Source organism: Vibrio porteresiae DSM 19223, from assembly GCF_024347055.1.
Classification (GTDB): Bacteria; Pseudomonadota; Gammaproteobacteria; order Enterobacterales; family Vibrionaceae; genus Vibrio; species Vibrio porteresiae.
This window is the reverse complement of the sequence record NZ_AP024895.1, coordinates 103,752-123,053: the sequence shown is the minus strand read 5'-3', so window position 1 is coordinate 123,053 and position 19,302 is coordinate 103,752. Positions and strand designations below refer to the sequence as shown.

16 protein-coding genes are annotated in these 19,302 nt (G+C 45.6%); 5 read left to right on the top strand and 11 right to left on the bottom strand.

Going from position 1 to position 19,302, the window contains the following annotated elements:
- Positions 1-25 precede the first annotated feature (25 nt).
- The 3 genes from coaBC to lpxL all read left to right on the top strand — a co-directional run bounded on the left by coaBC (position 26) and on the right by lpxL (position 2,924).
- Entirely contained in the window at positions 26-1,225 is a 1,200-nt protein-coding gene (gene coaBC, locus OCV11_RS00555) for a bifunctional phosphopantothenoylcysteine decarboxylase/phosphopantothenate--cysteine ligase CoaBC (RefSeq protein WP_261894294.1), read from the top strand.
- A gap of 94 nt (positions 1,226-1,319) precedes the next feature.
- Positions 1,320-1,910, top strand: coding sequence for a nucleoid occlusion factor SlmA (gene slmA, locus OCV11_RS00550; RefSeq protein ID WP_261894292.1), 591 nt, complete (start codon positions 1,320-1,322; stop codon positions 1,908-1,910).
- Between the two features lie 60 nt (positions 1,911-1,970).
- Positions 1,971-2,924: an LpxL/LpxP family Kdo(2)-lipid IV(A) lauroyl/palmitoleoyl acyltransferase gene (gene lpxL, locus OCV11_RS00545; protein ID WP_261894290.1), complete on the top strand. Its 954-nt coding sequence runs from the start codon at positions 1,971-1,973 to the stop codon at positions 2,922-2,924.
- 93 nt (positions 2,925-3,017) lie between these two features.
- Here the strand turns inward: lpxL and pyrE are convergent, their stop codons facing one another.
- The gene (gene pyrE, locus OCV11_RS00540; protein ID WP_261894289.1) at positions 3,018-3,659 is read right to left on the bottom strand and encodes an orotate phosphoribosyltransferase; all 642 of its coding nucleotides are present in this window, start codon (positions 3,657-3,659) and stop codon (positions 3,018-3,020) included.
- A gap of 134 nt (positions 3,660-3,793) precedes the next feature.
- Positions 3,794-4,510 carry a ribonuclease PH gene (gene rph, locus OCV11_RS00535; RefSeq protein ID WP_261894288.1) on the bottom strand — a complete coding sequence of 239 codons (717 nt, stop codon included), beginning with the start codon at positions 4,508-4,510 and terminating at the stop codon, positions 3,794-3,796.
- Between the two features lie 215 nt (positions 4,511-4,725).
- Here rph and OCV11_RS00530 point away from each other — a divergent pair, with 215 nt between their 5' ends.
- Positions 4,726-5,592: a YicC/YloC family endoribonuclease gene (locus tag OCV11_RS00530; protein ID WP_261894287.1), complete on the top strand. Its 867-nt coding sequence runs from the start codon at positions 4,726-4,728 to the stop codon at positions 5,590-5,592.
- A gap of 57 nt (positions 5,593-5,649) precedes the next feature.
- Here OCV11_RS00530 and OCV11_RS25025 read toward each other — a convergent pair whose 3' ends face one another.
- The 7 genes from OCV11_RS25025 to OCV11_RS00500 all read right to left on the bottom strand — a co-directional run bounded on the left by OCV11_RS25025 (position 5,650) and on the right by OCV11_RS00500 (position 15,023).
- Positions 5,650-5,811, bottom strand: a complete 162-nt coding sequence (locus OCV11_RS25025; RefSeq protein WP_373332809.1) for a helix-turn-helix domain-containing protein — start codon at positions 5,809-5,811, stop codon at positions 5,650-5,652.
- A 125-nt stretch (positions 5,812-5,936) separates the two neighbouring features.
- Positions 5,937-6,689, bottom strand: a complete 753-nt coding sequence (locus OCV11_RS00525) for an EAL domain-containing protein (protein ID WP_261894286.1) — start codon at positions 6,687-6,689, stop codon at positions 5,937-5,939.
- Positions 6,690-7,119: 430 nt separating this feature from the next.
- Positions 7,120-8,664, bottom strand: a complete 1,545-nt coding sequence (locus tag OCV11_RS00520) for a pectate lyase family protein (RefSeq protein WP_261894284.1) — start codon at positions 8,662-8,664, stop codon at positions 7,120-7,122.
- Positions 8,665-8,915: 251 nt separating this feature from the next.
- On the bottom strand, positions 8,916-11,111 hold the full coding sequence (locus tag OCV11_RS00515) for a TonB-dependent receptor (protein WP_261894283.1): 2,196 nt from the start codon (positions 11,109-11,111) through the stop codon (positions 8,916-8,918).
- Between the two features lie 224 nt (positions 11,112-11,335).
- Positions 11,336-13,318, bottom strand: a complete 1,983-nt coding sequence (gene fhuB / locus OCV11_RS00510; protein ID WP_261894282.1) for a Fe(3+)-hydroxamate ABC transporter permease FhuB — start codon at positions 13,316-13,318, stop codon at positions 11,336-11,338.
- Complete coding sequence (locus OCV11_RS00505) at positions 13,315-14,247, bottom strand: ABC transporter substrate-binding protein (RefSeq protein ID WP_261894280.1); 933 nt, start codon at positions 14,245-14,247, stop codon at positions 13,315-13,317. The genes fhuB and OCV11_RS00505 overlap by 4 nt, the downstream gene beginning before the upstream one ends.
- Complete coding sequence (locus OCV11_RS00500; protein WP_261894279.1) at positions 14,238-15,023, bottom strand: ABC transporter ATP-binding protein; 786 nt, start codon at positions 15,021-15,023, stop codon at positions 14,238-14,240. Before OCV11_RS00500 ends, OCV11_RS00505 begins: the two co-directional genes overlap by 10 nt.
- Positions 15,024-15,181: 158 nt before the next feature.
- Between OCV11_RS00500 and OCV11_RS00495 the strand changes: the two genes are divergently transcribed.
- A complete protein-coding gene (locus OCV11_RS00495) occupies positions 15,182-17,011 on the top strand; it encodes an ABC transporter ATP-binding protein (RefSeq protein WP_261894278.1) in 1,830 nt (609 codons plus the stop codon).
- Between the two features lie 44 nt (positions 17,012-17,055).
- Here the strand turns inward: OCV11_RS00495 and OCV11_RS00490 are convergent, their stop codons facing one another.
- The gene (locus OCV11_RS00490) at positions 17,056-17,358 is read right to left on the bottom strand and encodes a DUF3630 family protein (protein ID WP_261894276.1); all 303 of its coding nucleotides are present in this window, start codon (positions 17,356-17,358) and stop codon (positions 17,056-17,058) included.
- Positions 17,351-19,186, bottom strand: coding sequence for an ATP-dependent DNA helicase RecQ (gene recQ, locus OCV11_RS00485; RefSeq protein ID WP_261894274.1), 1,836 nt, complete (start codon positions 19,184-19,186; stop codon positions 17,351-17,353). Before recQ ends, OCV11_RS00490 begins: the two co-directional genes overlap by 8 nt.
- Between the last annotated feature and the right edge of the window lie 116 nt (positions 19,187-19,302).

The following is a 19,302-nucleotide window of genomic DNA, read 5'->3' as shown; positions in this document are numbered from 1 at the left end:
GCTCAGAATTTTTGAGGAACCCAGAATGCAAACATTAGCAGGAAAGAAAATTCTGCTTGGTATCAGCGGCGGTATCGCTGCTTACAAATGTGCAGAGTTAACACGCCGCCTGATTGAACGCGGTGCAGAAGTCCGCGTGGTTATGACCAAAGCAGCGGAAGCCTTTATCACTCCATTAACCATGCAAGCGGTATCAGGAAAACCTGTTTCTGATAGCTTATTTGATCCTGCAGCGGAAGCGTCCATGGGTCACATTGAGCTCGCGAAATGGGCAGACCTAGTGCTACTCGCACCAGCAACAGCTGACTTAATTGCGCGTGTCAGTGCGGGGATGGGCAATGACCTATTATCGACGTTAGTGCTTGCAACGGATGCGCCAGTGGTTGTCTCTCCTGCGATGAATCAGCAGATGTATCGCAATGTGGCAACGCAAGAGAATCTCGCAACACTCACTCGCCGCGGTTACACCATTTGGGGTCCTGATGCCGGTGAACAAGCGTGTGGTGATGTAGGTCCTGGTCGTATGCTCGATCCAATGGAATTAGTCCATCGCTGTGAGGCCTTTTTCGGCCCAAAGCCTCTTGACGGAAAAAGTGTGTTGCTCACGGCTGGCCCAACTCGTGAAGCGCTCGATCCCGTTCGTTACCTGTCGAACCACAGTTCAGGCAAAATGGGCTTTGCCATTGCAGAGGCAGCGGCAAACCTAGGTGCCAAAGTCACACTTATCGCAGGTCCAGTGTCTCTTGCAACCCCGGCTGGAGTGCAGCGCATAGATGTCATCTCGGCAGTCGACATGCACCAAGCGGTGATGAATCATGCCGCATCGTACGATATTTTCATCGGCTGCGCCGCAGTGGCGGATTATCGCCCTGAGTCGATTGCTGAGCACAAAATCAAAAAAACCGACGAGAATGATAACCTTGTCATTACTATGGTAAAAAATCCTGATATCGTTGCCTCCGTTGGTGCGATGACAGAAAACCGACCGTTTACGGTTGGCTTTGCTGCAGAAACGCAGGACGTAGAAAAATACGCTCGCAGCAAATTGCTTAAGAAAAATCTCGACATGATTTGTGCGAACGATGTTTCTATTGCAGGTCAGGGGTTCAATAGTAACGATAACGCGCTCACCATTTATGGTCGTGATTGTGAGCAAAGCTTGCCTTTAGCAAGTAAAGCACAACTCGCGCAGTCCCTGATGCTATTAATTAATAACAAGCTTTAGAGTAACAGCGCAGGACGTATTGAGCTCAATACGTCCTATCAACGATCAAAGTTCTCAAGATAACGTAGTGGTAAGCATAAGGAAAAATCGGGTTATGGCCGGCACTAAGAAATCGAATCGTCGTGAAGAAATTCTCCAAGCCTTAGCTGAGATGTTGGAGTCACATGAAGGTGCATCGCGCATCACAACCGCCAAACTGGCAAAACAAGTCGGTGTATCCGAAGCGGCTCTTTATCGCCATTTTCCAAGCAAAGCCCGCATGTTTGAAGGGCTCATAGAATTCATCGAAGAGTCGTTAATGACCCGAATTAACCGTATTTTTGATGAAGAAAAAGACACATTAAATCGTATCCGTCTCGTACTGCAGCTATTGCTGGTATTCGCTGAACGTAACCCAGGCTTAACACGAATACTTTCTGGTCATGCTCTAATGTTTGAAAATGAGCGCTTACGTGAACGCATTAACCAGCTTTTTGAACGGATTGAAACCTCACTACGCCAAATTTTACGTGAACGTAAAATTCGTGAAGGCAAGTCATTTCCTGTCGATGAAAGCATTCTTGCAGCACAATTGCTTGGTCAAGTAGAAGGTAGCCTCAACCGTTTTGTTCGCTCCGATTTTAAATACCTTCCTACTGAAAACTTCGACCAGTATTGGGCACTACTTAGCGCTCAACTTTTGTAAGAACCCCGAAATAGAACGAAATTTGTTCAAATTTAAGAATTCAATATGTAAGTAACACGAATGAATCAAAACGTAAATTTAGACAATCCCAAATTCACCTATGCGCTATTAGCTCCAAAGTACTGGGGAGTATGGATTGGCTTTGGCCTGCTGGCACTCTTTGTGAATGCAATGCCTTATTCATGGCTACTCGCGATGGGGAGAGGATTGGGTAAATTCTCGATGCGCTTTGCTAAAGGCCGTGTGCGCACAGCAAGACGAAATCTTGAATTGGCGTTCCCCGAGATGAGCCAGATTGAAATTGATCGCTTTGTCCTAGAGAACTTCAAAAATACGGGCGCTGGTTTGGTTGAAACCGGCATTGCTTGGTTTTGGCCGACATGCCGTTTTAAACGTCATATCATCGAGCATAACACTCAGCCTCTACGTGACTATGAAGAACAGGGTAAGGGCGTGCTTCTCTGCTGTGTCCACGCTTTGAATCTAGAGATCACGGCTCGCGCTTTCGCTGTGATTGGTTTATCTGGTTATGGTGTTTTTCGCCCACACGATAACCCAGCGTATAACTTTATTCAGTATTGGGGGCGTACTCACAATGGTAATCGCGTCGTTGACCGTAAAGATCTAAAACAGATGGTGCGTGTGATGCGTGAAGGAGACCGCCTGTTTTACTTACCTGATCATGACTATGGCAAAAAGAACGCGGCTTATGTGCCGTTATTTGCGGTAGAAGATGCCTGCACAACAACGGGGACCAGTATTTTGGCCAAACTCAGTAAGTGCGGCATTGTAATTGGCTCTGGTTTCAGAAACCAACAAGGGAAATACGACATCATGGCCGACAAAGCCATCGATGCTGATTTTCCTCAAAGAGACGCAGTTGCCGCTGCAGGTTACATGAATAAGTTTGTAGAAGAGCTTATTCTGCGCGCACCAGAACAATGGATGTGGCTGCACCGCCGCTTTAAACACGAATCCAATCCTGATTACAAAGTTGGACGCCGTTATAAATAGGCGATGACCATCGAACAAAAAAAGCGCCCTACTGGGCGCTTTGTCTTAGTGCACTTTATTCTGAATACAGAATAAACCATTCAACTTAGATCATTAAATACCGTATTGAGCACGGTACTCTTTTACTGCTTCTAGCTGCTCAGCATTGGTGCCACGCTCTTCTAGATAAGCGATCAAATCCGTTAGGCTAACAATCGAAATCACACTACAGCCAAAGTCACGTTCCACTTCTTGAATCGCTGACAATTCGCCTTTGCCTTTTTCTTGGCGGTCAATCGCCACAAGTACGCCGGCCAAATCTGCGCCATGATGTTGAATAAGGTCCATCGATTCACGAATGGCGGTACCTGCGGTAATCACATCATCAACCAGCATGATACGTCCTGCCAAAGCACTCCCCACCAAGTTGCCGCCTTCACCGTGGTCTTTCGCTTCTTTACGGTTAAAACAGTATGGTGTATCGATGTTGTGGTGATCCGCCAATGCGACTGCTGTGGTTGTCGCTATTGGAATCCCTTTATACGCAGGGCCAAATAGCACATCGAACTCAATGCCAGAATCAGCCAACGCTGCTGCATAAAAACGGCCTAGACGAGCCAAATCACTTCCGGTATTAAACAGACCAGCGTTAAAGAAATATGGGCTTTTACGTCCGGATTTCAGAGTAAACTCACCAAATTTCAGCACTTCACGCTCTAGGGCAAACTCAATAAACTCACGCTGGTACGCTTTCATTTTAATCTCTCTCTTCCTACCTAATGTGCTCTTTTGAATGTGTTCCCACCACCGGATGGCGTCCAAACCATTTCCCCCTGGTGGTGAGAAAAACGCAAAAAAATAGCCCCTTAAATAAGGAGCTATTTTAAAAACTAACTGGCCAGTGCTTCTTTTTGCACTTGAACAATATCAGCGATGCCTTTCTTGGCGCTCTCTAATAATTGCATTAACTGCTCGTGACTGAACGGTTCACCTTCTGCGGTACCCTGAATTTCAATCATCTTACCTTCTTCGGTCATCACCACATTCATATCGGTATCTGCATTAGAATCTTCAACGTACTCTAAATCACACAGAACATCGTCACCTAAAATACCTACAGAAACGGCAGCCACTAAACCTTTCATCGGGTTCTTTTTCAATTTGCCTTGTTTCACCAGCAAAGCAAACGCATCGGCCATTGCAACGCATGCACCAGTAATCGATGCAGTACGAGTGCCGCCATCCGCTTGAATCACATCACAATCAACGGTAATCATGATTTCGCCCATGACTTCAAGGTCAACCACAGCACGCAAGCTACGTGCGATCAGGCGCTGGATTTCCATCGTACGGCCGCCCTGTTTACCGTTGGTTGCTTCACGGCGTGTACGTGAATGCGTTGCACGTGGCAACATACCGTATTCAGCGGTCACCCAACCTTTACCTTGGCCTTTAAGCCAACGTGGCACGCTCTCTTCAACCGTGGCATTGCATAACACTTTAGTATTACCAAACTCGACTAATACAGAACCTTCTGCATAAGCGGTGTAATTGCGAGTGATTTTAATAGGACGAACTTGATCAGCCGCACGGTTGTTTGGACGCATATTTCTCTGCCTTAGTTGGGTGAGATGTAATCGATTGGGCGCAGATTATAGCGGAATTTCCTATCGCTTCCTACCCCATCAACTATCACTATATGGTAGAAAACCTTTTCCCTTTATCCACTCCAAATCGGTAAGCTAATTCCTTGGCCTTATTCTATGTTACTATGAGCCAAGTTTAGAAATTGCCTTTTAAGTTTGAAGCTAAGGACACATTGATGATTTACAGCATGACCGCGTATTCACGCAAAGAAGTGAAAGGTGACTGGGGCAGTGCCGTTTGGGAAATTCGTTCGGTTAACCAGCGTTATTTAGAAACCTACTTCCGTTTACCAGAGCAGTTCCGCGGTCTAGAGCCTGTGCTGCGCGAGCGTTTTCGTCAACGCTTAGCTCGCGGTAAAGTAGAATGCAGCTTGAGATTTGAAGCAAACCAAGCCGCACAAAGTGATCTGATCATTAATGAAGCACTCGCAGAGCAAGTCATTAAAGCCGCTAACCAAATCATGCATATGACTGGTGAGCTTAGCCGCATCAATCCATTCCAAGTTATGCAATGGCCAGGCGTAATGGAAACCCCTGAACAAGATATGGATGTGATCAATAAGGCTTTATTGGATGGATTCGATAGTGCAGTCACTGAGTTTATTGAAACTCGTGGTCGTGAAGGCGCGAACATGAAAGAGCTGATCGAACAACGTCTGACTGCGATTAGCGAAGAAGTCGTAAAAGTGCGCGCTCGCATGCCAGAAATTATTGATTGGCAACGTGAACGTCTAGTGACTAAGTTCGAAGAAGCAAAAGTGGAAATGGATCCAACTCGTATTGAACAAGAGATGATCCTATTAGCACAAAAATCTGACGTAGCAGAAGAGTTAGACCGCCTAGACTCTCATGTGAAAGAAGCACACAACATCCTGAAAAAAGGTGGCGCATGTGGTCGTCGCTTAGATTTCATGATGCAGGAGTTTAACCGTGAGTCGAACACGCTAGCGTCAAAATCCATCAGCACTGATATCACAGCATCTGGTGTTGAACTCAAAGTGCTTATCGAGCAAATGCGCGAGCAGATCCAGAACATCGAATAAGATTAGGATAATCGAGTTTAAAATCGAGCCCTTGTTTACAAGGGCTTTTTCTATGGGTTATTCAGAGAAAAGGAAATTCTGCTTTTTTATCTCAGAAGGTGCTATGCCATAGTGTTCTTTGAATACCCGTGAAAAATAGGAGTAGTGTTTAAATCCACACTCTTTCGCAACTTGGGTAGCTTGTTCTCCTCGATAATTTTCTGCAGATCGTAAACTTATATAATTGATTCAACTAATTTAGGAACATATGCTGCATTTAATAATTTTATAGAAATTAACAAATTAACCGTATCGTTGAATTTTATTCAGAGTAATAGCTCTAAAAATAAAAACTATCACTATTATTAGGAATAGCATCTCTCAGCGACAAAAAATTCTTCGATATCCCCAATCGCGATTGGATAACCATAAAAGTTACCTTGCGAATAAAGCTGACGACCTTTAGCAAACAGCTCTCCACCTGGACGGGATACGCCAGTTAAAATCACTTTTTCGGCGTAAGTCTTTAGCTTATCGAGAATACTCAGAGGTGCTTTCGTTTGCATAAGAGGAGAAGAAAAATCCGCATCAAGCTTAATGCCATCCCACAGCTTCAGCTTTAAAAACTGGTTATGACGTGAGTTTCTTGGATCGTAACCATCCAGCCAAAGCTCGATCCCTTGTCGTTTTAGTGCTTTGACATTAGTGATAAAGGATGGGGCTTCGCTCGAGTCGAGATAATATCCATTCAATTCCAAAATCAAATTAGCAGGACATAGCTTGACTAGCTGAGCGACAAATTCATCATTACTGAGATCTTCTGTGTCGACATTGAATGCGACTTTCTGATGGTATTGCTCAACAAACTTAGCGCCATGTTTTAACTGACATAACACAAGATTACGCATACTCCGTTCATCCATCTCAAGAAATGGATTACCGAACCCGTATTCTTCACCACGGTTGAATGACACTTCAGAGAGATATTCAAAGCAGTAAACACTCGTTCTATCAATCCCATAGACGGGTTGTAGCGAGCCCATTAAGGCAAGTAATACCTCACCACTGTCATTATAAACAACACATTCATCGTTTTGATGTTCAATAAAATGGTTCATGATTATCAGAAGAAAAGGCGCCCGTTACTCACCTGAGTAAGTGTCGGTCGACGTTAAATACACACATGATGAAATGAATTAGCAACGCGATTTGTGTTTCATTCACCTACATCAACATAGCTTTCTGTAGCATAACCCTACAAATTGTTATGTTATATCATATGGCATTGCTTACATATCATCCATAGCTACAGATGCACCATTGAGACTCTGATAGAGCAAACATGGTACAAATCGGGAACGATCCTAAACAGCCAGATGTCATTTGAACATCGAGAAAGTGTCAGAATATTGAGATACGGAATGGAGTTCCCAAAACAGGAACAATACCACTGAGTCATTGATAGATAGGTTCAAAAAAAGGAATAGAGCAGAGCATTTGATGAAAAACACCAGATTCTCCGCTCCAAATACTTAAGTAAAGATGAGGTTATTTAGCGTAGTAAGTTTCAAACTCAGCCACAGTTGGCTTACCTGAACTTGACGTAATCACAAAGTTCACTTTCTTTAAACTCACATCAGCAAAGGTGATAGTGCCCGCTGCAGTGCCAGTCGCTAATACATCACCAGTATCGTTGTTGACGACTTGCCATCCGGTAATCTGCTCTGCAAAGTCACTCGCTTCCGTAATCACAAGAGTATTGATGGTTTGTTGGCTATCCCACTTAATTGATACACGGCCAGTTTTACCTTTAGGAGCCCAATAAGTAGTGATATCACCATCACGCACATCGCCATAGCTACCATGAGATTTGCCGTTACCATCAGAGCTGGCATTCAACGATAGATTATCACCTAGCTCTTTGGTGCTGGTCGCTGTCGCAGATGAATCACTGTCATCGGTAGCCGAGCTATCCGCTGGTTCCGTTCCCGTTTCAGTGGATTGATCAGAAGCATTACTCGCTTGGGAATCAGTACTGCATGTACCCGATGAAACCGCATCGTCTTTATCATAACCCGCTGTTGCCAACACAACTGAGACGACACAATCTGCGTTATCGACATCGTAGCTGTATGGAACTGAAATTGAGGTGGTGGAAACAGGATCTGGGCCAGCAGGATGGTTGGTCGAATTATCCAACCAAGTCACGTCAATAAACTTGTTACCACTGATATCCCAATAGCCCATATCGTCGGTATAGAAAGTACCAATCGGGTTTTGCACATTTTCAAAGACATTATGTTCCGCTTTGATTTGCCCACCGATACGCGGATTCATCCCAGACTTTGAGACATTTTTATAGTAGTTGTTGTAAGCGTGTACCGTTCCATGACGTAAAAGGGGCAAGCGAGAATCGATATCCTCATAACGGTTGTGATGGAACGTAATAAAAGTATTTTCGGTATCGTTATCGCTAGAACCAATCAAACCACCACGTCCTGAATGGTGTAAATAGTTATACGACACAGTGACATATTGCACTGTCGCTTTCATATCAATCAAAGAGTCATAGCCATCTTTTTCACCGCCAGACGCTTCAAGTTCATTGTGATCAATCCAAACGTTATGCACGTTTTTCTCTAGACCAATTGAATCACCACCGTTAGAGATTGGTGAGCCAGATTTTTTCACATTACGCACGTGTACATCACGAATAATGATGTTAGACGCTTCACGCAGGTGAATACCAATCTCATCGAACAGAGCTTCACCTTTACCAATCAAAGAGATATTGCTCACCCCTTTAAATTGGATAGCAGTATCCGACGTGCTGCAACTTCCAGAAGCTTTTTCAGTGTTCGCATGATTGATAGTGCCAGTGACATAAATGATCAGCGGAGTATCATCACTCGCGCGATTACACATTGCTTCATTGATTTCTGTCCCTGTGGTGGCATACACCACTTGACCGCCTTCGCCGCCAGTTGTGCCACCGTTTAGCGAAGCATATCCCTCTACACCAGCCCAAGCATTCGGTAAAACCATCATGCCCGACGCCAATGCAGTTAAGCGAAAAATAGACTGTTTATTCATCCTGTGATCTCTACTCATTACCATCACAATTAATGGCTGACGCAAGATAAATGATAAATAACATGAATGGTTTTACGGTTACTATTTGTTGGATAAAAATCACATTACAACATTATGTTTTATATAGAAAATCACATTTACAGCATTTTGTTCTGTCATTTTTTGAGAACGATTCCAACTTCAGAATATCAGCTCTATACAACCCATAAAAAAGCCAGTCACTTGGACTGGCTTGAATATTTGAGAAGCGATTAGAAATCGTAACTTGCTGAAATCATGACTGTACGAGGAGCACCTTGTACTAGATAGTTACTGCCTGGGTAACCACCAGCAGATGCCCAATAATCTTTATCGGTCACGTTCTCAACACGTGCACGTAATGTCAGTGGTTTCTTATCTACCGTCATTTTGTAACGAGCACCTAGGTCAAAACGCGTCCAAGATGGGATTTTATTATCATTTGACTCATCAATATATTGAGAACCGGTGTAAACAGTACGGCCTTCAAAAGTCAGACCATCAACAAATGGCGTCGCCCACTCTAAGTTCAAGTTTGCGGTGACTTCAGGCACACCGATCACATTGTTGCCTTCATCAGAACCATCACTTGTTTTAACAAGTTCAGCATCGATCAACGTTACGCCACCTAACACTTTCACCTGGTCAAAGACTTGACCAAATCCAGATAGCTCAATTCCTCGGTTACGCTGCTCGCCATTGTCAGTATAAGTATTACCAGAGTAACGGTAACTAGGTTTGCTGATTTGGAATAGGCTGACGGTTGCGCCATATGAACCGTTATCGTATTTTGCACCAGTTTCGTACTGTTTAGAGCGTAATGGTGACATGACTTCACCAGCGTTGGTAACAGGCACTGCAGACCCACTTACGGTATGCGTAGTAGGAGCCGTATCACCTGGTAATAGTGACTCTGCATAGTTTGCATAAAGTGACCATTCCAACGTTGGCTGATAAACAACACCAGTGAACGGAGTTACCGCATTTTTAGCGTATTGATCGCCATTTTTCCCATTGTAATCATACGTTGTGACATCGATACGCTGATAACGTCCACCGATCGTCCATTTGACTTGATCATCGAACATGGACAACGTATCAGCCAAAGCAAGGCTGGAATAGTTGTCTCGCTCAGTCACTTCTGGATCATCCAGATCGCCACCACTGTATGCGACAGACGTTGACTGAGCAGATTGCGAATAATCATAAAGTGAACCAGCGCTGTATGAGCTAGTCATAGTATAAGCATTCGCCAATGCGGCGTGATAAGCAGAGGCTGAAAGTACGAGAGAGTGACCAATATCCCCGGTTTCAAACTCATGACGAATACCAGAGTCTGCGGAAATAATGTTGTCTTCACGTACGTTTTCATAAGCATAAATCGTGACATTTCCAGAACTGTCGGATGTTGGGTTCCCCAACAAGTTGTGTTCTTTGCCGTGGCGACCACCAACCGCTACCCACGCTGTCGTAGTGTCAGATAAATCGTACTCACCGCGAACCACTCCAAACAGTTGTTTTTCATCAGTGTAGGTCCAATCTTGAGCATAGTTTGATGATGCATTCGGTGTAGAAGGAGCACTACCACTTGGCGTTACACTTGGACGAGGACTGTCGATATGACTGTCTTGATAACCAAAGTCAGCAGATAAACGCAGTTTATCATCTTGGTGATCCCATCCAATGCTCATCGCGCCCAATTGAGTATCTTGATCATCAACACCATCTTCGCCATCACGACCAACAATGTTAATACGCAGACCATCTGATTGTTCTGCACCAAAACGGCGACTCCAATCCATCGCAGCATAACCTTGACCACCGGTTTGGGTACCCAATGTAACTCGGTTTAGCGGTTCACTGCCGGCACGCTTAGGAACGATATTCACCAATCCACCAATCGCACTGCCACCAGGCGCGGCACCATTGAGGAAGGTATTAGCACCACGGAACACTTCAACACGTTCCATCATTTCTGCGGCAACAAACTGGCGTGGCAAAATACCGTAGACGCCATTTAGCGTCATATCATCTGAGTAAACGTTAAAGCCACGAATCATGTACAGTTCTTGGAAGTTACCAAAGCCCTTAGCAACACGTACTGTTGGGTCGTTTTGCAAAACATCCGCAACACTTTTCGCTTGTTGATCTGCGATTAACTGAGATGTGTAACTGGTTGTGGAAAATGGCGAGTCCATCATGTCCACATTACCTAACAATCCAGCGCGACTCGCGCGAGCTACCTGACCACCCTGATATTCGCCACCAATATCAACTTGTGAACCGTGAACCGTAATGGTTTCTACCTGATCACTTGAAGACGTTGTTTTATCTGTAGTTGCATCCGCCGCTTGAGCAGAAACGGTTGAACCGAGAGAAAGCGCCATAAGCACTCCCATCCCGACACGAGATAGACGAAAAGATGACATGGTAACCCCTGCTTGAGAATAATTATGAATGAATTGTTAATAATAATAATTTGTATTACCAATTATATTAATGGTAATGAGAATGGTTTTCAACAATGCAACATGTAGAATAACCACGCATTATCAATGGGATAAGAACGCTGAGCATAAAATAGGTAGGATTTATGGAACCGCAAAAAAAACAAAAGGAGAAACAGTCCGTGTTTCTCCTTTTTATCTGGGGATTAAAACGCTAATCGCTGCCGAACACGATTAAATATCAGCAGTCCTAAGAAGTATAGCGCACCTATAATCGCAACGAGGGTTCCTGCCGCAATTTGGTTCGGATAAAGCATGACTTGCCCCAACCAATCCGCCCACAACATAGCCGTTGCACCAATCAAACTGCCTAATAACAGCTGTGACCGCGAGTGCTGCGCCCCCAGCATTCGCGCTAGGTGCGGCGCCACTAAGCCAACAAAGGAAACAGGTCCCATGGTGGCAGTGACCACAGCACACAAAAGGGCCACTAACGTGAGCAATAACAATGACATTAACGAGGTATTCAGACCGCGAGCTTGAGCAAATTCACGGCTAATCGACAGTAATGTTAAACCGCGCGATGACGCTAAACTCAGCACCAACATGACCGCAATTAGCCCAACCAATAGCAGTGCTTGCGAACCCGTCACACGATAGGTTGACCCCGCCAACCATTGCAGTATTTGGTAGCTATCTTGGTTGCCTTTCGCCAAACAGAACTGCACAAACGCCTGCAGTAAAGCGGAAAGAGCAATACCAGTTAAAATCACACTTGAGGGCGCATATTGATGGCGTCGACCAAGGAACAACATAATGGCCAATACCACCATACTGCCTACTAACGCTGTGCCCCACTGCATAGACAACAGTGATTGACCAAAGAACAAGCTTGAGAACACTAAAGCGAAAGTCGCACCAGAGGAAACCCCTAAAATATCTGGGCTGGCGAGCGGGTTGTAGATCATCCGCTGTAAAATCGTGCCAGCTAACGCCAAGCCAATACCGGTTCCTATTGCCGTCAGTGCCCGTGGCCAACGCAGTATCCATTGATATTCTGACGGTAGCGCCACCTGCCACGTGGCATCACTAGGTTGCACCATGAAATAACAAAGTGCGCCCACCACAAAAAGAGCGATGAATAACGTCACTAATCGCCAACTCATTGCGCTTAGTGACCCCGGTAATTGCACAGCTAGCCCATCTTGGGCTTTCAGTTTACGACGGCTAAACCAAATCAATGCTGGAGCACCAATGGCTGCGGCTGTTACACCGCTAGGTACTACTTGTCCAAGCCACATGCTCATCGACTGGGCCAAAATATCGGTCACTAACAGCAGTAGCGCACCGAAAACCAAGCTGCCAAGCAGTTCTTGTTGCGGCGTTCTGGCGCCAAGAGCACGAACAAAGTTTGGTGTGAGAAGGCCAACAAATCCAATCAGTCCTACAGCAGTAATTGAAGCCGATACCAGCCATATACCAACGATCATTAAAATGAAGAAAGCCGGAATGACTGACAAACCGCGAGCTTGTGCCCCTTCGTGACCAAGGCGTAATAGCGTCAAAATACGCGGAGCAAAAATTAAGAGTAAAACTGCCGGTAGCAAACGTGGCCACAACCACTCAATCCACTCCCAACCATTTTGTGCCAAATCGCCAGCGCCCCACATAAAGACGTTTTGCGCGTATTCTTGATGCAACAAAACTACTGCGCTAGCGATAGCACCCAGCAGAATGTTGATCACCATACCGGAGATAACCAACGGCAAACCAGTCATGTTTTCCATGCCAGCGATCAACAAAATCAAACCAAACGCAATCAAAGAGCCAGCCATCGCAACAATCGCACTGGAATCTTTCGCCGCTTCAGGCCACCAGATATTTAAAATGATCAATCCCAACCATGCACCAGATGAGGTTCCCATGGTTAATGGTGACGTGAGCGAGTTTTGCGTCAACTGCTGCATCAAACTACCAACCAGACCCAGCATAGCGCCGACCATTAATGTCATGACCGCTCGGGGCAATTGGGCATAGACAAAATTGAAATCATTAAACGATTCTGCATCTTGCGGATTCATCAGCAGATGCCATTGAGTAAACCAAGGTAAGGCTTGCTGAATCTGTACACTGGCTAGGGTGGCACACAAGACCAACATCACCCCAACACTGAGTGTTTTCCAATTCATGATTGCGGCGCCATCTTCAATAAGCTGTCGGTAAAGGCTTCAGCAGTGAACATCAAAGACATCGCACCGCCGTAACTCCACACCGATTCAACCGACTGGATGTGATGATTGCGCACAAAAGGCATAGCACGCCACAAAAAGGACTTTTGCAGTTCTTTTTCTTGGGCAAATGGCAGAATGTAGAGCACATAGCCTTGAGTCACATGCTGCAGATCAGCAATCGGCTTTTGCGTGATACCCCATTTGGCTGGAGGCAGGGGCATGGCATTGGTTAAACCGAGCTTCGTTAAAACATAATCAGCCATGGAGTTTTGCGTATAAATAAAGGTTGATGTCATATTGGCAAAACGCATGGTGACCACTGATGGTAGTTTAGGTCCAAAATGGTCATGCAATTGGGCTTTAAGCTCAGTAAAGCGCTGATCCATCTGCTCAAGCTTCTGTTTAGCAACCGCTTCTTTACCCAACAGATGAGCAAGCTGTTTAAATTCTTTGATCGCCACTTCACCTTGGTTGTCTTGCTCAGAAAAATTGGCATACAGCAAGACTGGCGCAATTTGCTGTAACCGTGGCATCAGCTCTTTTTGTGCATCAGAGATTAAAATCACATCAGGCTTTAACTGAGCGATTTTTTCTAAATTAGGTTCTGCTCGAGTCCCTACACTCTCAGTGCTGTCAGGAATCTCTGGTTTGACAACCCAATCTTTATAGGAATCGATATCCGTAGCAGTAATGGGCGTAACACCCAACTCAATAACTTGCTCTAGAATATCCCAGTTTAAAGCCGCAACTCGCTTCGGAATACCAGGCAATGTATGTTGACCAAGGCTATCGGTAACGGTAATAGGCGCAGCAAAGACTTGAGCACTCAGAACCATAGAACAGCACAGCAACATCATACGGATGGAGAGTTTTTTCATTACGCGCATACTATCGCTACCTTGTTCGTGGTTGAATCATCCGCAGGACGAGGGTGAGGAATCAGTCTAATCGGTGTTTGATACAGATCGGATAAGCGTTCTTCATCATTGAGCTCATCGGCAGCGCCAGAAAACGCAATACGCCCCTGCTTCAAGGCAACAATATGAGTGGCGTAACGCAAGGCTAAGTTAAGGTCATGCAAAATAACGATAATGCCACAGTTCTGCTGTTGGTTTAGTTCCGCTAGTAATGCCATCAGCTGATATTGGTGTTGAATATCGAGCGCAGAGGTCGGCTCATCTAAAATCAACACTGGCGATTCTTGTGCAAGTAGCATCGCAACCCAAGCTCGTTGCCGTTCACCGCCAGAGAGTTCATCCACTAACGTATCAGCGAAAGGGGTTACACCCGTCTTTTCCATCGCGGTGTCAATAATCTGAGCATCTTCTTTGCGCCAACGACCGAGTGCGCCACGCCATGGGAAACGCCCTAAACGAACAAGCTCACGTACCGTTAATCCCGCACTGGCAGGCAGCTTCTGCGGCAAAAATGCCACCTGTTTAGCTAAAGACTTAGCATCAAACTTAGTTACATCTTGTTGATTAAGTTGAACTTGTCCTGCATCAGGTGCTTGTTGGCCAGAGAGTAAACTCATTAACGTCGACTTACCTGAGCCATTGTGGCCCAGAACAACGGTTAATTTATCTGTGGGAATTGAGAGTTGATCAACAGAGAGAATTACTCTGCCGCCACGTATCATTTCTACGTTTGACAACGTATACATCGATTAGACCTCCCAGCTCCCGCACCTCGTCGGCAATATTGAGAACTGTTTTAATTATCATTACTATACGGAATTCGTTATTTTACTGATTATTGCTTTGATGAAAAGTCAGTAACCCAATACTTCGCATCGATTTGATGCAAAACAAAGGTCCACTCATGTTCCAATGGTTTGAAAGTCTTACTGAAGCGTTTCCACAACGGGACCCGCAGAAACCGCCCCGTACCCTCTTTGGATTTTGTCGTTACTACACGCGTGGTTTTGAAAAGCCCCTTCTGGCAATGTCGATCCTCAGTGCCTGTGTCGCTATTGCTGAAGTGACTTTAGTTCGTTACATGGGGGATATTGTTGATATCCTTAGCACCCAAAGCCGCGATAACTTCTGGGCAGAGCAAGGCCACACCTTGACCATGATGGCGCTGTTGGTGTTAGTGGGTATGCCGATCTTGGCTTTCGTCCATTCGATGCTGCTGCACCAAACTATTTTGGGCAACTACCCAATGTCGATTCGTTGGTTAGTGCACCGTTACCTGCTAAAACAGAGTATTGGTTTCTTTCAACGTGACTTTGCCGGTCGAGTCGCCACTAAGGTCATGCAAAGTGCTAACGCAGTACGAGAAACCGTGATGAAACTGGTCGATCTCACGGTGTACATTGTGGTGTATCTCATTTCGATGCTAGTGATGATTGGTCAAGCCGATAAGGTGTTGGTTGTACCTATCTTGATTTGGATGGTGATTTACGCCCTGATTCAGATGTACTTTTTACCTCGCCTGAAAGAAATTTCCACAGCACAAGCTCATGCTCAGTCGACCATGACTGGCCGTATTGTCGATACGTACACCAACATCACCACCGTTAAACTGTTTTCCCATGCAGAGCGTGAAACCGACTATGCCGAATCAGGTATGAAGCAGTTTCTACAGACGGTATATCGTCAAATGCGCACCCTAACGGCGCTACTTTATAGTGTCGATATCATCAACTACTTACTGCTGTTTTCTGTTGCAGCCCTCTCCATTCACCTGTGGTTACATGAGTCGGTCACCGTAGGTGTGATTGCGATTGTGATCAGCATTTCTTTGCGTTTACAGGGCATGTCCAAATGGATCATGTGGGAGATTCGCGCTCTGTTTGAAAGTATTGGTACCGTGATAGACAGTATTCGTACCATCTCGAATGACATTGAAATTACCGATGCTAAGCAGGCGAAACCACTGCAAGTGACGCAAGGTGCGATTGGTTTTCATCAGGTCGATTTTCGTTATAACGAACGTAAAGCCATCTTTAATCAGTTGGATTTGCAACTCAAGCCGGGAGAGAAAGTCGGTATTGTGGGTCGTTCAGGCGCAGGCAAATCCAGTCTGGTGAATCTGCTCCTGCGTTTTTACGATATCCAATCGGGCGCGATTACCATTGATGGACAAGAAATTGCGGGCGTTACCCAAGAATCACTGCGCCGTCAGATTGGTTTAATCACCCAAGATACTTCTTTGCTGCATCGCTCAATTAAAGACAACATCCTTTATGGTGATCCAAGCGCGTCGATGGAACAGATTATTGAAGCAGCCAAACAAGCTCATGCCCATGAGTTTATTGAAGATTTGAAAGATGAGATGGGTAATAACGGCTACGACGTTCAAGTGGGTGAACGTGGTGTGAAATTGTCTGGTGGCCAAAGACAGCGTATTGCCATTGCTCGTGTGCTACTGAAAAACGCACCTATTTTGATCATGGATGAAGCCACTTCCGCGCTCGATTCTGAAGTGGAATCCGCCATTCAAGAAAACTTGGAAGTGTTGATGGAAGACAAAACCGTGATTGCGATTGCTCACCGCCTATCGACCATTGCGGCAATGGACCGTCTGATCGTAATGGATGAGGGTAAAATCATTGAGCAAGGAACTCACCAAGAGTTGTTAGCCCTCAACGGTGTGTATGCTCAGTTGTGGAACCATCAAACCGGTGGATTTATCGGTAGCCTGTAAGAAACTGTTTATTCTTAAGAAACGCCTCGAAACTCGAGGCGTTTTTATTGATTACGCTGCAGTAACTGAGCAATAAACGCGAGTTCTTCCTGAGCGCTCTGCGGCGCTAGCGCCTCAAACCAGACAGATTCACTGTAGTGTTCCGCTTTGAGGAAAAGCTGAGTGCCTTCAAAATCCACCAGCAAAGTGTAGAGATCGGCGTCCTGCTGCTGGTCGACAATTCGCGCATCCAGATAACCAACCAACTGCTCGCCTAATTGGGGAAGCATTTCGACAGAAACATTGGCAACTGCCACTTCCACGACACCTTGCTCAGCGTGGTACGCTTTAAGTGCAAACTCAGCCATGATAGGTCAAATGCTCCTGAATCAAATCCAAGAATGGATCGGCATATTTATCCAATTTGCGCTGACCGACACCATTGACTGCTAACATCTCCCCATACGACGTCGGCAATATTTCCGCCATATCAATTAAGGTCGCATCGCTAAACACCACGTAAGGTGGAATCTCTTCTTCATCGGCGATCGATTTACGCAGCTTACGCAATTTGGCAAATAGCTTCTTGTCGTAATTTTTACTGGTTAACTTGTCTGATTTTGCTGCTCTTGCTGCGGTATCTAAACGTGGCACTGCCAGTTCAAGTTCCACATCACCACGCAGCAGAGGCCGAGCTTCTTCGGTGAGTTGCAAGGTTGAGTTACGCGTAATGTTCTGATGCAGCATGCCTTTATGGATAAGCTGACGGAAAATACTCACCCAATAATCATGACTGTGGTCGCGACCTAAGCCATAAGTGGAAATCTTATCGTGGCCATTTTCACGGATACGGATGTTTTGCATACCACGCAACACTTCCACTACATAGCCGATACCGAAGTTTTGAGTGACGCGATAGACACATGAGAGTGCCTTTCGTGCTTCAACCGTAGCATTAAAATGTTTCGGCGGATCGAGGCAAATATCGCAGTTACCACAAGGCTTTTCACGATACTCACCAAAGTAATTAAGCAAAACTTGGCGGCGACAAGTTTGCGCTTCGGCAAAACTGCTCATCGCATTGAGCTTATGGGTTTCCACCTGCTTTTGTGGACCATCGTCTTTTTCATCTAGCATGCGGCGCAGCCAAATAATATCGGCTGGGTCATAAAGCATGACTGCTTCCGCAGGTAAACCATCACGACCGGCTCGGCCCGTCTCTTGATAGTACGATTCGATGTTACGTGGAATATCGAAATGAACCACAAAGCGCACGTTGGGTTTGTTAATGCCCATACCAAAGGCCACGGTTGCCACGACGATTTGAAGATCATCCCGTTGAAACGCTTCTTGTACCCATGCCCGCTCATCCGCATCCATACCGGCATGATAGCCCGCGGCACGAATGTGGTTGTTGCACAGTTTCTCCGTCAGCATTTCCACTTTCTTGCGACTGCCACAATAAATGATGCCGCACTGACCATGTTGCGTGGTGAGATACTTCACCACTTGCGCCACTGGCTTGTGCTTTTCCATCAAGGTGTAGCGAATATTCGGACGGTCGAAACTGCCCAAATAGACATGCGGTTCTTGCAGATTCAAACGACTTAAAATGTCGCTGCGGGTTGCGTCATCAGCGGTTGCGGTTAGCGCCATCATCGGTACTTGAGGAAACAGACGTTTTAGCTGTCCTAATGCGGCGTATTCAGGGCGAAAATCGTGACCCCATTGTGAGATACAGTGCGCCTCATCAACCGCAATCATCGACAGATTAATCGACTGCAAGCGCTCAATGAACTCATTGGTCAGCACACGCTCAGGGGACACATACAACAGTTTGAGATGACCGGTATGAATACGGTTATAGACCGAAATCAGCGCCTCACGAGACATGGTGGAATTGACACATTCAGCAGCCACACCATTGGCTTTGAGCTGGTCGACTTGGTCTTTCATCAAAGAGATCAAAGGCGAAATAACGAGAGTTAACCCACCACGCACCAACGCTGGTATTTGATAACAGAGCGACTTACCACCACCCGTTGGCATAATGACTAAGCTGTCTTGTCCCGCCACCGCTGCATCAATCACCTCTTTTTGGCCGATACGGAAAGTTTGGTAACCAAATACGTCACGCAGTACCGACTCAGGAGAAAATGAGGAATCAGGATGTTCAGCAGATAAAGTGGCAGTCATGGAAGTCTCTGTTGTTCGCCTGAGCAAAAAGGGTTCACTCAAGATATAAGGCTCAATATTGTAGTGGGGTTCGATGGTGAATAAAACCGCAAATTAGTAGCGGTTTCGATCCGCCA

Coding starts and splice junctions, on each gene's coding strand:
- recQ (WP_261894274.1), bottom strand. CDS start 19,186: ATGACTGCCACTTTATCTGCTGAACATCCTGATTCCTCATTTTCTCCT.
- OCV11_RS00495 (WP_261894278.1), top strand. CDS start 15,182: ATGTTCCAATGGTTTGAAAGTCTTACTGAAGCGTTTCCACAACGGGAC.
- OCV11_RS00530 (WP_261894287.1), top strand. CDS start 4,726: ATGATTTACAGCATGACCGCGTATTCACGCAAAGAAGTGAAAGGTGAC.
- rph (WP_261894288.1), bottom strand. CDS start 4,510: ATGCGTCCAAACAACCGTGCGGCTGATCAAGTTCGTCCTATTAAAATC.
- OCV11_RS00500 (WP_261894279.1), bottom strand. CDS start 15,023: ATGTATACGTTGTCAAACGTAGAAATGATACGTGGCGGCAGAGTAATT.
- OCV11_RS00520 (WP_261894284.1), bottom strand. CDS start 8,664: ATGAATAAACAGTCTATTTTTCGCTTAACTGCATTGGCGTCGGGCATG.
- OCV11_RS00505 (WP_261894280.1), bottom strand. CDS start 14,247: ATGCGCGTAATGAAAAAACTCTCCATCCGTATGATGTTGCTGTGCTGT.
- pyrE (WP_261894289.1), bottom strand. CDS start 3,659: ATGAAAGCGTACCAGCGTGAGTTTATTGAGTTTGCCCTAGAGCGTGAA.
- lpxL (WP_261894290.1), top strand. CDS start 1,971: ATGAATCAAAACGTAAATTTAGACAATCCCAAATTCACCTATGCGCTA.
- slmA (WP_261894292.1), top strand. CDS start 1,320: ATGGCCGGCACTAAGAAATCGAATCGTCGTGAAGAAATTCTCCAAGCC.
- OCV11_RS00515 (WP_261894283.1), bottom strand. CDS start 11,111: ATGTCATCTTTTCGTCTATCTCGTGTCGGGATGGGAGTGCTTATGGCG.
- OCV11_RS00490 (WP_261894276.1), bottom strand. CDS start 17,358: ATGGCTGAGTTTGCACTTAAAGCGTACCACGCTGAGCAAGGTGTCGTG.
- OCV11_RS00525 (WP_261894286.1), bottom strand. CDS start 6,689: ATGAACCATTTTATTGAACATCAAAACGATGAATGTGTTGTTTATAAT.
- coaBC (WP_261894294.1), top strand. CDS start 26: ATGCAAACATTAGCAGGAAAGAAAATTCTGCTTGGTATCAGCGGCGGT.
- fhuB (WP_261894282.1), bottom strand. CDS start 13,318: ATGAATTGGAAAACACTCAGTGTTGGGGTGATGTTGGTCTTGTGTGCC.